Origin of the sequence: uncultured Chitinophaga sp. (assembly GCF_937898475.1) — a bacterium.
Taxonomy (GTDB): domain Bacteria; phylum Bacteroidota; class Bacteroidia; order Chitinophagales; family Chitinophagaceae; genus Chitinophaga.
The window spans coordinates 84,512-98,454 of record NZ_CALEJS010000025.1 but is presented as its reverse complement, the minus strand read 5'-3'; the positions used below and the strand labels follow the sequence as shown (position 1 = coordinate 98,454).

Below are 13,943 nucleotides of genomic sequence, written 5' to 3'. Positions count from 1 at the left end.
TTTGGGTTTTGGAATCCGGAACTTGGAATTTGGGAAAATCAAAAGCATAGAACGCCCGGAGCCAGGGAAAGATTGCCCTGCAGGCCGCCCGTGTGGATCATCAGTATGCGGCTGCCCGGCGCAAAATAGCCTTGCTGCGCCAGCTGTTGTACGCCCAGCGCCATTTTGCCGGTGTAGATAATGTCCAGCGGTATTTGTGTTTCCCGGTAAAAGGTATTGATAAAGGTAATGAGGGCCGGGGTCACACGCGCATAGCCGCCCAGGTGAAATTCATGCAGCAGCCGCCAGGGCGCCCTGGCGCCGGGTTCGAGCAGTGTTGCCACTTCCTCCTGCAAATACGCCGCCCCTTTCAGTACCGGAAATCCCATTACCTCCTGCTGTGCTGCTGCACTGTTGATCAGCCCGGCGAGCGTAGTGCCCGTACCTACGGCGCAGGTAATATGGGTAAAATCCTCATAGGAAACCAGGGCCAGTATCTCCGTACAACCCCTGGCCCCCAGGGCATTATGACCTCCTTCAGGGATGATAAAGCTGTTGGGGAATTGCGCTTCCCAGTCGGTCGTATCTTTTTGCCGGTAAGCCTCCCGGCTGATGAAATGCAGCTGCATACCATAACGTTGCGCCTGCTCCAGCGTGCGGCTCAGTACAGGGGGCGCTTCTCCGCGGATAATGCCCGTACAGCGCAAGCCCTCCATATTACAGGCGGCCGCCGTTGCTGCAATATGATTAGACCAGGCGCCGCCAAAAGTTACAATATGTGTTTTGCCCCTTGCCCTTGCCTGATCAAGATTATAACGCAGCTTGAACCACTTGTTACCCGAAATCTCCGGGTGCAGCAGGTCTAAACGCAACATGGCTGCCTCGATCTGATCGGGCAGCCATGCTGGTTGTATAGGCTGTAATATGATATTGTCGTAATTGATCAAAGTATAGCTTTTAGCAGTTCGCTGCTGGCATTTGCTAAGAGCTAACGCTAATAGCTAACAGCGCTAATGAAACAGCGAATTTCTCAAATTTACGGCACTTCCTTTTGTCCGCACACCCAGGTTCAGTTCAGCGCCGCCGCCTGCGTTGAAGTACAGCAGCTTCACTTTATGAAAGCCTTTGCGCAGGGGCAGGATGGCCGTTTTATCCAGCGGAGCGTGTTCGCCGTCATTATCCAGTTCCAGCTCATCATCTACATACAGCACGGCGCCATCGTCGCATTTCAGGTTAAACTCGTAGATGGCGTCGCTGTCGACTTTCAGGTAGCCTTCATACGCCAGGCTGAAAGCGTCTTTGGAGAGGAAGGGGCGTATATCGAAGGATGATTGCACTCCACTGCTGTCTGCTGTGCCGCTGATCTGTTTTGCCTGTTTGAAGGCGCGGAAGTAGGCAGAGAATGTAGCGCCTTTATTGGTAGGGGTAGCGTTGCTGGCCGCCTTATAATCGCGGCGCAGGTAAGATGCGCTGTATACGCTGCTCTTACGTCCGGAGGCGGTTACTACAATGCATTTAATGATTACCGGCTCTCTGCGCAGGTGCAGTGCAACGGGCCCTGTATAACGTGTACTGTTCAGCGTTGGTTCGCTGCCATCCGTGGTGTAGTAAATGGTGGCGCCTTCTACCAGTGGTTTAAGCGTTACGGTAGTACGGCTGTCGGTGGTCACGTTATTTTCCAGTCCGGCGGGCTCGGGTATACGGAAAGGTATGCCTGCTTTATCCATACGGGCCAGCTGTGCGGGCATTCTTTCCAGGAAGCTGGCGTAGTTCTTCTTGTCTTCGCCAGACCAGGTGATCTCGGATACGGCCAGGGCGCGGGGCCACAGCATATAGTCCGCTGCTTCGGGTGTAGCAATGTATTCTGTCCACAGGTTGGCCTGTACGCCTTTGATGTATTTTTGTTCTGCCGGTGTGAGTGAATGCGGCAGCGGCTCATAGTTATACACCGATTGGAGGGGCAGGAAGCCGCCTATGGTCAGTGGTTCGGTGGAAGGATTACCCTGGTAGTAGTCCAGGTACAGGTAGGTATTAGGCGTCATGATCACATCATGTTGCTGCTTGGCGGCAGCAATACCGCCTGCTTCGCCGCGCCAGCTCATTACGGTGGCATTGGGCGCAAGGCCGCCTTCCAGGATCTCGTCCCAGCCAATGATCTGGCGTCCTTTGCTGTTCAGGAATTTCTCCATGCGCTGTATGAAGTAGCTCTGCAAGGCATGCTCGTCTTTCAGTCCCAGTGCTTTGATGCGCGCCTGGCATTTGGGGCAGGACTTCCAGCGTTCTTTCGGACACTCATCGCCGCCAATGTGGATGTATTTGCTGGGAAAGAGGTCCATTACTTCTGTCAGTACATTTTCCAGGAAAGTGTATACAGAGTCGTTACCGGCGCAATATACTTCGTTGTTCACGCCCCAGGAGGTGAACACTTCGTAGGGGCCGCCGGTGCATCCCAGGTTAGGATAGGCTGCCAGTGCGGCTTCTGAGTGACCGGGCATTTCTATTTCGGGGATGATGGTAATATAACGGTCTGCTGCATATTTCACGATTTCCCTTACCTGTTCCTGTGTATAATAACCGCCATGAGGCTTGCCGTCAAAGGTTTTGCTGCGGGCGGCGTGGCCTACCACGGTTTCCTTACGGGTGGAAGAGATTTCCTGCAGGCGCGGATATTGCTGTATCTCAATGCGCCAGCCCTGGTCTTCTGTGAGGTGCCACTGGAAGCGGTTGAATTTATATTGCGCCATTACATCAATGAATTGTTTGATGTAGGATACCGGGAAGAAATGACGGCCGGCATCCAGCATGAGGCCGCGGTAGGCAAAGCGCGGTTCATCGCTGATCTTTACGGAAGGCACTGCTACGTTGGGGCCTTCGCCGCTGATCAGCTGCTGCAGGGTTTGCAGGCCATAGAACAGGCCTGCGCCGTTGCCGCGCAGCTGTATCATCTGGTCGTTCACCAGCAGGGTATATCCTTCAGGGGGGAGGTTCTTGTCCTGGATCACCATAATCTGGTTCTTTACAGCCATGGCCTTGCTCTGGTGAACAGTAAGGTTGATGCCGTGATTGTTCTTCAGGTAGGTGTTCAGCAGGTCTGCCACTTTTCGTGCTTCGGCGTCTCCATACAGGATAAGTGTCTGTTTGGAGGGTTTAAAGCTGCCCGGCAGTGTCTGAACAGATGTAGGTTGTGGAATGATGCTGACAGTTGTTGGTGTTTGCTGAGCTACCGCTGCAAAGGATAGCAGCAGGCCCAGAGACGACACTAGGAATTTTTTCATGTTTATTGCGATAGTTTGTTTTAGCGCAGATGTTTTATTATTCACTTCGTATTGCAGATGTTTATTATTCGCTTAGTATTATTACGTTAAGAACGCCATTTGCACCCATGTTGCCGTTCCTGCCTCCTTCCGCGTATTGCGAGGCGTCGCACAGGCTTGGTGTAGTGCGCGACAACGCGATCCTTTAACCGGCAAACGCCCGGTAATAAACGTAATTCCCGCCATTTACCGTTTAAGAAGTTTGCTTCGGCCCGGCTCTGCACAAGGCCCTTCGGGCCTCGCAATGACGTAGAAGGGAACGGGCCACTTTCCCCGCTCACATCAACACCTCACTATTAATATTTCCTTTTTTCCGGGAAAAGATCGCGTAAAATACTTCTTAATGATTAAATTTATCGCCGATATTTTTGCTAACGATTTGAAAATTAAAAACTAGTCTGAACAAATGAAACCGACTTTATTGATTCTGGCAGCAGGTATGGCAAGCCGGTACGGCAGCTTAAAGCAGATACAACAGTTTGGCCCCAGCGGCGAAACCATCGTTGACTATTCCATTTTTGATGCTATACGCGCCGGTTTCGGTAAGATCGTATTCATCATCCGCAAGGATTTTGAAAAGGAATTCAAGGAGATCTTCGAGCCCAAACTGAAAGGCCGCGCCGCTACAGACTATGTGTACCAGGAAATGAGCGCTTTTGTGAACGGCTATTCCATACCAGCAGAGCGTACCAAGCCCTGGGGCACCGCCCATGCGGTATTATGCGCAAAAGATGCTATCAATGAGCCTTTTGCGGTGATCAATGCAGACGACTTCTATGGCCGTGATGCTTTCGAGAAAGCAGCCGCCTTTTTAAATAATCAGTGTAAACCCGATGTATACAGCGTGATCGGCTACGAGCTGGGTAAAACCATCAGCGAGCACGGTTCTGTTTCCCGCGGTGTATGCGCTGCCGATAGCGAAGGCAACCTCGCTGCCATCAACGAAAGGACCAAGATCTACAAAGACGGCGGCCAGATCGTTTACGAAGAGGGCGATGGTTCCAAACATGCCCTGAGCCCTGATACGCCGGTATCGATGAACTTCTGGGGCTTCCATCCTTCTGTGTTCGACCTGAGCGAAAAACAGTTCAGCGAGTTTCTGCAGAAGAGTGGCGACAATCCAAAATCTGAATTCTTTATTCCCATCGTTGTAGACCATTTCATCCGCAGCAAACAAGGGGTGGTAAACGTGATACCCACCAGCGCACAATGGTTTGGTGTTACCTACAAGGAAGATGCACCGGGCGTTCAGGCCAGCCTGAATGCACTGGTAGCCAAAGGGGAGTATCCCGATAATTTATGGAAATAAAACCGCATCCCCTTATCCTGAAAGCTTTCGGGATAGATGGCCCCGGTACCGGCATTAAAAAGTTCGGCAGTGGTCATATCAACAATACTTTTCTGCTGCAAAAACCAAACGGTGATCGTTTTGTATTGCAGCGCATCAACGTGTCTGTGTTCAGGGAGCCGGAAGTGATTGCACGTAACCAGCGCATGGCCGCTGATTACCTGGCGCAACATCATCCCGGCTACCTGTTCATAACGCCGGTGGCTACCGTGGATGGGGCCGACCTGTTCGTACTGGAAGACGAATACTGGCGCATGATTCCCTTCATCGCCGATTCCGTTACGGTAGACCAGGCCGACAGCCCTACCCAGGCTTATGAAGCCGCGCGGCAGTTTGGCCGCCTGGCCAGGAACCTGGACGGCGTCAACCTGCAGCCTTTCCGGGCCACTATTCCCAATTTCCACAATCTCACCCTGCGCTACAGCGCCTTCCAGGATGCCATCCGGCAATCAAAGGAAGAGCGCCGCCTGCAGGCCGCTGAGCTTACCGCCGCCTACCTGCGCTATTCAGATATTGCCGTTACCTACGAAAGGCTCAAAACAGACCATCGCTTCCGCGACCGCCTCATGCACCACGATACCAAGATCAATAACGTGCTGCTGCATAAGGATACCTATAAAGGCCTCTGCGTATGCGATCTGGATACCCTGATGCCCGGCAAGGTGATCTCTGACCTGGGTGATATGGTGCGCACCTACGTAAGCCCGGTGTCTGAAGAAGAGCGGGACTGCTGCCAGATCCACATCCGCGACGAATACTATGAAGCGCTGATGGACGGCTACCTCTCCGAGGTGGGCGACAGCCTTACCGGGGTGGAAAGGGAGCACCTGTTCTATGCAGGAAAGTTCATGATATATATGCAGGGCATCCGCTTCCTGACAGACTTCCTGAATGGCGATATCTACTATCCCGTTAAATACCCGGAACATAACTTTGACCGCGCCATGAACCAGCTGACCCTGCTGGAGCGGCTGATGGAAAAAGAGGCCGGGTTACAGGTCCTGATCCGTAAATGCCTTTCTAAAGCGGGGAATGATATATAAATATCTTTCGATTTCTTTAGAAAATGTCTAAAGGCCGTCATTAAAATTTCAATATTTTCAAAAACGGTAATTCTGGTTGCGAAACATCAAAATTTTTTGTTCTTATTGGTTTTTCGTGCATTCACTAATACATTTGTAGTCGCAGTAAAGCGCAAAACAATGCCTCCGATGTGGGTAAATAAAGACAATAATAAACTCAATCATATAGTACCGCAGCTCAACTGGGCTATTACGCTGGTCGTGATTGTCGTTGTCATTATTAGCCACCAGTATGGAGGATAGGTTGACGTGTATAATCATCACAAAGATATGGATCGCCTTCCTCCGCAAAGAGGAAGGCGATTTTTTTTAGGGGGACGTCAGCAACGCAATTACTCAAAGCCAAATGCTAAACGCTAATTTTTAAATCATATGTACAGCTACTACAACGAGAACACCATTCTTTATTTTAACGGTGAGTACCTGAAAGCCACTGAGGCTAAGACTGACCTGTATGGCCAATCACTTCACTACGGTTATGCAGTATTTGAAGGGATCCGTGCTTACAAAACTGAAAAGGGGGAGATCAAAATATTCAAGGCGGAAGAGCATTTTGACCGTCTCAAGCGCTCCTGCGACCTGATCCACATCCCCTACAAATTCAACAACGAAGAGCTGATCAAAGCCAGCTACAAAGTGCTGGAACTGAATAATTTTGAAGAGGCCTATATCCGCCCGCTGGTATTTTGTCCGCCCAATATGACCCTGAAAGCGGCCAGCGAAGCGCATATCCTGATCTGTGCGTGGGAGTGGGGTGCGTACCTCGGTGAAAAACTCCTCCGCGTAATGACCTCCTCCTACCAACGCCCCAACCCTAAAGCCTTCCAGATCGAATCCAAATCAGCCGGTTTATATGTAAACTCCATCCTCGCTTCGCAGGAAGCCAAGGAAAAGGGGTATGACGAAGCCCTGCTGCTGGATATCAACGGTTATGTGGCAGAAGGCCCCGGCGCCAACATCTTCTTCGAAAAGAACGGTAAACTGTTCACACCTCCCCCGGGCAACATCCTGCCAGGCATTACCCGCGCTACCGTAATTGAGCTGTGCCAGGAACTGGGTATTCCCCTGGAACAGAAGTTATTCACCATCGAAGAGCTGAGAGAGGCAGAAAGCGTATTCTATTGTGGTACCGCCGCAGAAGTGATCGGCTGGGACTCCCTGGACGGTCAGAGCTTCAGCAAACCATGGGCAGAATCCCTCGGTAAAGTACTGCAGCAGGCCTACAAAGCCCGTGTGCTCGAAAAAGAGTTCAAACGCGAAGCAAAGGTAGCCTGAGGCCAGATCACAAAATCCAGATTCCAAATTCCAAACGGGCGGATTTTAAGCATTCCTGACTCCGGACAGGCCGCTCAGTTAACTGATTTTGGAAGTTGAACACTGGAATTTGGAATTTACCATTCCTTGAATGGTAGCGGGTTTGAGCCAAAAATGCGGTGAGTTGAATACCGGGTAACCGGAAATTGTTGGTTTGGTGTCTCCCGATTATACTGACTATTTTGTAGCCTGATAAATCCGCCCACCGGCGGGTAACAGCACTTGTTTTTTTATTTCCGGAACAAACCGGAAGAAGTAATTACGGCAATGGAACTGAACAAATACAGTAAAACGATCACGCAAGACCCTACGCAACCGGCCGCTCAGGCCATGCTATACGGGATAGGACTTACAGAGGAGGATCTGAAAAAAGCCCAGGTGGGCGTTGTGAGCATGGGCTACGACGGCAACACCTGTAACATGCACCTGAACGACCTCGCCAAAGAGGTCAAGGCAGGCGTCTGGGCCAATGACCTGGTAGGATTAACCTTTCATACCATAGGCGTCAGCGATGGTATTTCCAACGGTACGGAAGGTATGCGCTACTCCCTGGTAAGCCGCGACCTGATCGCAGATTCCATTGAAACCGTATGCGGCGCGCAATATTACGACGCCCTCATCGCCGTACCGGGCTGCGATAAGAACATGCCTGGGTCCCTCATGGCCATGGGCCGTCTTAATCGCCCTGCCATTATGGTATACGGTGGTACCATCGCTCCCGGCAAATACAAAGGCCAGGACCTCAACATTATCTCCGCTTTCGAAGCCCTGGGCCAGAAACTGGCCGGGCAGCTGGACGAAGCCGACTTCAAAGGTATTGTACAGCATTCCTGTCCGGGCGCCGGCGCCTGCGGCGGTATGTATACGGCCAATACCATGTCCAGCGCAGCAGAGGCCCTGGGTATGAGCCTGCCCTACAGCTCATCCAACCCTGCCCTGAGCAATGAAAAAATACAGGAGTGCAAAGATGCAGGCAAATACATCCGCCTGCTGCTGGAAAAAGATATCAAACCCCGCGATATTATGACCTTTGAGGCGTTTGAGAACGCCCTCACCGTGATCATTGCCCTGGGAGGCAGCACCAACGCGGTACTGCACCTCATCGCCATCGCCAGGTCTGTAGGTATCAACCTTACCCAGGACGATTTTCAGCGTATCAGCGACAAAACCCCGCTGATAGCCGACCTGAAACCCAGCGGTAAATACCTGATGGAAGACCTGCACAACATTGGCGGTGTTCCTTTGGTAATGAAATACCTGCTCAAACAGGGACGCCTGCACGGAAACTGCCTTACCGTAACCGGTAAAACCCTGGCAGAGAACCTGGAAACTGTTCCCGATATTGATTTTGAATCACAAAAGATCATCTTCCCCCTGGATAAGCCCCTGAAAGAAAGCGGTCATATCCAGATATTATATGGTAACCTGGCAGAGAAAGGCTCCGTTGCCAAGATCACCGGTAAGGAAGGCGAACGTTTCCGTGGCCCGGCAAGGGTATTTGACGGAGAGTTTGAGCTGATTGCCGGTATCCAGAGCGGCCGCGTGAAAGCCGGAGATGTAGTAGTGATCCGTCACGTAGGCCCCAAGGGAGCGCCTGGTATGCCCGAAATGCTGAAGCCCACCTCCGCCATCATGGGCGCAGGCCTGGGTAAGAATGTTGCCCTGATCACAGACGGGCGTTTCTCCGGTGGTACCCATGGTTTTGTAGTAGGGCACATTGTGCCGGAGGCTTTTGAAGGCGGTACCATCGCACTGGTAAAAGATGATGATATGATAGAGATAGATGCTGTGAAAAATACGATCAACGTGGAAGTGAGCGCTGAAGAACTGGCCGCCCGCAGGGCCCAGTGGAAGCAGCCCGCACTGAAAGCATCTAACGGTATATTATTTAAATACGCAAAACTTGTTAAAAATGCCACAGAAGGATGTGTTACCGATGAAGGCTAAGCCGGCCACTAAGCCAGCGCCCGCAGCTACTGCGCCTGTTAAATCCATAACAGGTTCGGAGGCGGTCATCCGCTCCCTTATAGCAGAAGGGGTAGAAACCATTTTCGGGTATCCCGGCGGCGCCATCATGCCTATTTATGATGCACTGTACGATTTCCAGGATCAGGTTCATCATATACTGGTCAGGCACGAACAGGGCGCAACCCATGCTGCACAAGGGTATGCCCGTGCATCCGGTAAGGTTGGTGTGGTATTTGCCACCTCAGGGCCCGGCGCCACCAACCTGGTAACAGGCCTGGCAGATGCCCATATGGACTCTACGCCCATGGTATGCATCACCGGCCAGGTAGCCGCGCACCTCCTGGGTACAGATGCTTTCCAGGAAACAGATGTAATAGGTATCACCATGCCTATCACCAAATGGAACATCCAGGTAACACGTGCGGAAGATATTCCCGGCGCGATTGCCAAAGCATTCTATATTGCCCGCAACGGACGTCCCGGCCCGGTGCTGGTAGATATTACCAAGAATGCGCAGGTGGCCACCATGGATTTTGAGTATAAGAAATGTGAATACATCCGCAGCTATCAGCCCCTGCCTGAGTTAAAACAGGAAGAAGTGGAAGCGGCGGCAGCGCTCATCAACAGCGCTAAGAAACCTTATATTCTCTGCGGTCACGGCGTACTGATAGCCGATGCACAGCAGGAACTGATCGCCCTGGCAGAGAAAGCACAGATCCCTATCGCCTCTACCTTATTGGGCCTGTCTGCCGTACCGGTAGATCATCCCCTGTATGTGGGCTACCTCGGTATGCACGGCAACTATGGTCCCAACATCAAGACCAACGAATGTGATGTACTGATTGCCGTAGGTATGCGCTTTGACGACCGTATCACCGGCGATGTGAACACCTACGCCCGCCAGGCAAAAGTGGTACACATAGAAATTGATAAAGCAGAGATCAACAAGATCATCAAGGCTGATGCCGCCATACATGCCGATGCAAAAGCTGCATTGCAGGCACTGCTGCCTAAGATAAAGGAACAGCGTAACGACGAATGGCTGCAGGGCTTCAAGGAAGCAGACAAGATGGAGGAAGAGAAGGTCACCAGGCGTGAGCTGTACCCTGAAGAAGGCCAGCTGAAAATGGCAGAAGTGATCCGCGTTATCTCCGAAAAAACAGGCGGCCACGCCATCCTGGTAACGGATGTTGGTCAGCACCAGATGATCGCTTCCCGCTACTATCGCTTCCAGGACCCTAACACCAACATCACCTCCGGTGGGATGGGTACCATGGGCTTTGCCTTACCGGCTGCCATGGGCGCCAAGGTAGGCACACCCGAAAAAGAAGTGGTGGCTATCATAGGAGATGGTTGCTTCCAGATGACCTTACAGGAGCTGGGTACCATCTACCAATCTGAAATAGGTGTGAAGATTGTCATCCTCAATAACAACTTCCTGGGTATGGTACGCCAGTGGCAGCAGCTGTTCTTTGACAAACGCTATTCTTCCACTGAGATGATCAACCCAGATTTCGTACAGATCGCCAAAGGGTTCTTCGTGCCCGGCAGGAAAGTAACGGATAGAGCAGAGATCAGCGCAGCAGTAGATGAAATGCTGAACACCAAAGGCGCTTACCTGCTGGAAGTAGTGGTAGAGAAAGAAGACAACGTATTTCCCATGGTACCGGCTGGTGCGCCTATCGCAAACATCAGGCTGGAGTAGTCATCATTATAACTGTAGAAAGTATGCAAAAAGAATATACAGTAACGGTATACACGGAAGACCGCATAGGTATCACCAACCGTATCACCGTTATCTTTACCCGCAGGGGCATCAATATCACCAGCCTTACCACGGCAGAAACAGAAATACCGGGTGTGTACAAATTCATCATCACGGTATTGTCTGAACGTGAAAAGCTGGAGAAAGTAGTAGGTCAGATTGAAAAGCTGATAGAGATCCACCGTGCCTTTGTACATGAGGAAGATGAAGTGGTGTACCAGGAACTGGCGCTGTACAAGATCTCTACCAAATCGCTGCATAACGGTAATATCGAACAGCTGATACGGGATAATCACGCGCGTATCCTTACCATCACCGCCGATTATTTCGTAATAGAGAAAACAGGTCACCAGCAGGAACTGATAGCCATGCTGAAGAAACTGGAGCCGTATGGCCTGATCGAATATTCCAAAAGCGGCCGCGTAGCCATTGTAAAATGGAGCCGCCGTTTTCACGATCACCTGAAAGAACTGGCCGCAAAGGAAGCGGACAATTTTAAAGCTGTTAGCCACTAGCTACTAGCATTCAGCTAACAGCCAACAGCTAGCAGCCAACAGCTAGCAGCCAACAGCTCATTATAACATTGAACTAAAAAAACCACAAACAAAAACATGGCAACCATCAATTTTGGCGGGGTACTGGAAGATGTAGTAACCAGAGAAGAATTCCCCATGGAAAAGGCGAGAGAAGTGCTGAAGAACGAAACGATCGCTATCATCGGTTACGGCGTGCAAGGCCCCGGCCAGGCATTGAACCTGAAAGACAATGGCTTTAATGTGATCATTGGTCAGCGTAAAGATTCAAAAACCTGGGACAAAGCCGTTGCTGACGGTTGGGTGCCCGGTAAAACACTGTTCGAGATCGAAGAAGCTGCACAGAAAGGCACCATCATCCAGTTCCTGCTGTCTGATGCGGGTCAGATCTCCCTGTGGCCTACATTGAAGCAGTATCTTACTCCCGGTAAGGCATTGTATTTTTCCCATGGCTTTGGTATCACTTACAAAGACCAGACAGGCATTATTCCTCCTGCTGATGTAGATGTGATCCTGGTAGCTCCCAAAGGTTCCGGTACCTCCCTGCGCAGGTTATTCCTCGCCGGTCAGGGTCTGAACTCCAGCTTCGCTATCTTCCAGGACGCCACCGGTAAAGCCCGTGAGCGTGTAATCGCACTGGGTATCGGTGTAGGTTCCGGTTACCTGTTTGAAACAGATTTCAAGAAAGAAGTATTCAGCGATCTGACTGGTGAACGTGGTACCCTGATGGGTTGTATCCAGGGCATCTTCGCTGCCCAGTACGAAACACTGCGCAGAAATGGTCACTCTCCTTCTGAAGCTTTCAACGAAACAGTAGAAGAGCTCACACAATCCCTGATGCCGCTGGTAGCAGAAAATGGTATGGACTGGATGTATGCCAACTGTTCTACCACCGCTCAGCGTGGTGCGCTGGATTGGTGGAAGAAGTTTAAAGACGCTACCCAGCCCGTATTTGACGAGCTGTATGCAAGCGTTGCCGCCGGTAAAGAAGCTGCCCGTTCTATTGCTTCCAACAGCCAGGCAGACTACCGCGAAAAGCTGAACGAAGAACTGAGGGAACTGCGCGAAAGCGAAATGTGGCAGGCTGGCGCAGCAGTGCGCAAGTTGCGTCCCGGTAAATAATTAGTAATTAAGAATTAATAATTAATAATCGCAGCGGTGGTGTTTAGCTGAACATTAGCCCTGCGATTATTTGTTTTGATACATATATGCCTTAATAATTCTTAATTCCCGATTTTTGCCGCCTGATGGTGCGGCCTCTCCGCAATGCTTAATTATTAATTCTTAATTTTTTATGAGAGAAGTCCTGAGCAGTATCGGCGCCTCCGGCATACTTGAAGCTGCAGTGAAACTGAAACCGGTGGTGAACCGCACCCCCCTTACCTATAGCGCCACGCTTTCCCGGCGTTATGATTGCGATGTGTACCTGAAAAGGGAAGACATGCAGATCGTACGCTCCTATAAACTGCGCGGCGCTTATAACCTGCTCAGCACCCTTGACCGCGAACAGCTGCAGCATGGTGTTACCTGCGCCAGTGCGGGTAACCACGCACAGGGCTTTGCCTATGCATGCCGCCAGATGGGCATCCAGGGCGTGGTGTTTATGCCCATCATCACCCCCAATCAGAAAGTGAACCAGGTAAAGATGTTCGGTGGCGATAACATCCGTATAGAACTGGTAGGCGATACCTTTGATGACTGCGCCCACGAAGCGCAGGCCTTTACCCGGGAACATGGCATGACCTTCATCCCGCCTTTTGATAACCCCCGCATCATTGAAGGACAGGGCACCGTGGCCGTAGAGATACTGGAAGACCAGCCGCTGGTAGATTACCTTTTTGTGCCCGTTGGCGGCGGCGGACTATCAGCAGGTGTGGGTACTTATTTTAAAGCTTACAGCCCACAAACCACCATCGTAGGCGTAGAGCCGGAAGGCGCTCCTTCCATGCTGCGTGCACTGGAGAACGGCGCTCCCGTTACCTTAGATGAGATAGACCGTTTTGTAGATGGCGCTGCCGTTAAAAGAGTAGGCCAGCTTACCTTCAGCATCTGTAAGGAAGTGCTCAGCAAAATGCACCTGGTGCCCGAAGGAAAGGTCTGTTCTACTATTTTAAAGCTGTACAATGAAGACGCCATCGTGGTAGAACCCGCCGGCGCCCTGTCTATCGCTGCGCTGGACGATTTTGCGGAAGAGATCAGGGGCAAGCGCGTAGTATGTATTGTAAGCGGCAGCAATAATGATATAGACCGCATGCAGGAGATCAAAGAACGCTCCCTGCTGTATGAAGGGCTGAAGCATTATTTCATCATCCGCTTTGCACAAAGACCGGGTGCGCTAAAAGATCTGCTCAACAATGTGCTGGGCCCTGACGATGATATTACGCGTTTTGAGTACATCCAGAAGCATAATAAGGAAACCGGCCCAGCCCTGGTGGGTATAGAGCTCAGGAAGAAAGAAGACTATGATACACTGGTGGCCAACCTCCGTAAATACAATTTCCACTATACAGAATTGAACAAAGACGATAATTTGTTCGGATATTTGGTGTAATAAAGCTAAATGCGGAACACTGAACATATAGCACAGCCGCGCTCAATGTTCCTCATTTCGCCTTCCGCGGTTTTAACTATTCTTTTAAT

10 protein-coding genes are annotated in these 13,943 nt (G+C 51.0%); 8 read left to right on the top strand and 2 right to left on the bottom strand.

Annotated elements, in window-relative coordinates; translation table 11 throughout:
- Nucleotides 1-38: 38 nt before the first annotated feature.
- Nucleotides 39-926: a pyridoxal-phosphate dependent enzyme gene (locus Q0577_RS16590; protein ID WP_298738165.1), complete on the bottom strand. Its 888-nt coding sequence runs from the start codon at nt 924-926 to the stop codon at nt 39-41.
- 63 nt (nt 927-989) lie between these two features.
- The gene (locus tag Q0577_RS16585; RefSeq protein WP_298738163.1) at nt 990-3,254 is read right to left on the bottom strand and encodes a family 20 glycosylhydrolase; all 2,265 of its coding nucleotides are present in this window, start codon (nt 3,252-3,254) and stop codon (nt 990-992) included.
- Nucleotides 3,255-3,699: 445 nt separating this feature from the next.
- Here Q0577_RS16585 and Q0577_RS16580 point away from each other — a divergent pair, with 445 nt between their 5' ends.
- The 8 genes from Q0577_RS16580 (at nt 3,700) to ilvA (ending at nt 13,854) form a co-directional block, all read left to right on the top strand.
- Nucleotides 3,700-4,602 (top strand): sugar phosphate nucleotidyltransferase, encoded by a 903-nt coding sequence (locus tag Q0577_RS16580; RefSeq protein WP_298738161.1) that lies wholly within the window; start codon nt 3,700-3,702, stop codon nt 4,600-4,602.
- Complete coding sequence (locus Q0577_RS16575) at nt 4,593-5,684, top strand: aminoglycoside phosphotransferase family protein (protein ID WP_298738159.1); 1,092 nt, start codon at nt 4,593-4,595, stop codon at nt 5,682-5,684. The genes Q0577_RS16580 and Q0577_RS16575 overlap by 10 nt, the downstream gene beginning before the upstream one ends.
- A gap of 411 nt (nt 5,685-6,095) precedes the next feature.
- Nucleotides 6,096-6,998 carry a branched-chain amino acid transaminase gene (locus tag Q0577_RS16570; RefSeq protein WP_298738157.1) on the top strand — a complete coding sequence of 301 codons (903 nt, stop codon included), beginning with the start codon at nt 6,096-6,098 and terminating at the stop codon, nt 6,996-6,998.
- A gap of 306 nt (nt 6,999-7,304) precedes the next feature.
- On the top strand, nt 7,305-8,984 hold the full coding sequence (ilvD, locus tag Q0577_RS16565) for a dihydroxy-acid dehydratase (protein ID WP_298738155.1): 1,680 nt from the start codon (nt 7,305-7,307) through the stop codon (nt 8,982-8,984).
- Nucleotides 8,950-10,710 (top strand): biosynthetic-type acetolactate synthase large subunit, encoded by a 1,761-nt coding sequence (gene ilvB, locus Q0577_RS16560; RefSeq protein WP_366884562.1) that lies wholly within the window; start codon nt 8,950-8,952, stop codon nt 10,708-10,710. Before ilvD ends, ilvB begins: the two co-directional genes overlap by 35 nt.
- A gap of 23 nt (nt 10,711-10,733) precedes the next feature.
- Nucleotides 10,734-11,285 (top strand): acetolactate synthase small subunit, encoded by a 552-nt coding sequence (ilvN, locus tag Q0577_RS16555; protein ID WP_298738153.1) that lies wholly within the window; start codon nt 10,734-10,736, stop codon nt 11,283-11,285.
- Nucleotides 11,286-11,381: 96 nt separating this feature from the next.
- On the top strand, nt 11,382-12,425 hold the full coding sequence (gene ilvC / locus Q0577_RS16550) for a ketol-acid reductoisomerase (protein WP_298738152.1): 1,044 nt from the start codon (nt 11,382-11,384) through the stop codon (nt 12,423-12,425).
- Between the two features lie 172 nt (nt 12,426-12,597).
- Nucleotides 12,598-13,854, top strand: a complete 1,257-nt coding sequence (gene ilvA / locus Q0577_RS16545) for a threonine ammonia-lyase IlvA (RefSeq protein WP_298738150.1) — start codon at nt 12,598-12,600, stop codon at nt 13,852-13,854.
- Nucleotides 13,855-13,943: the final 89 nt, after the last annotated feature.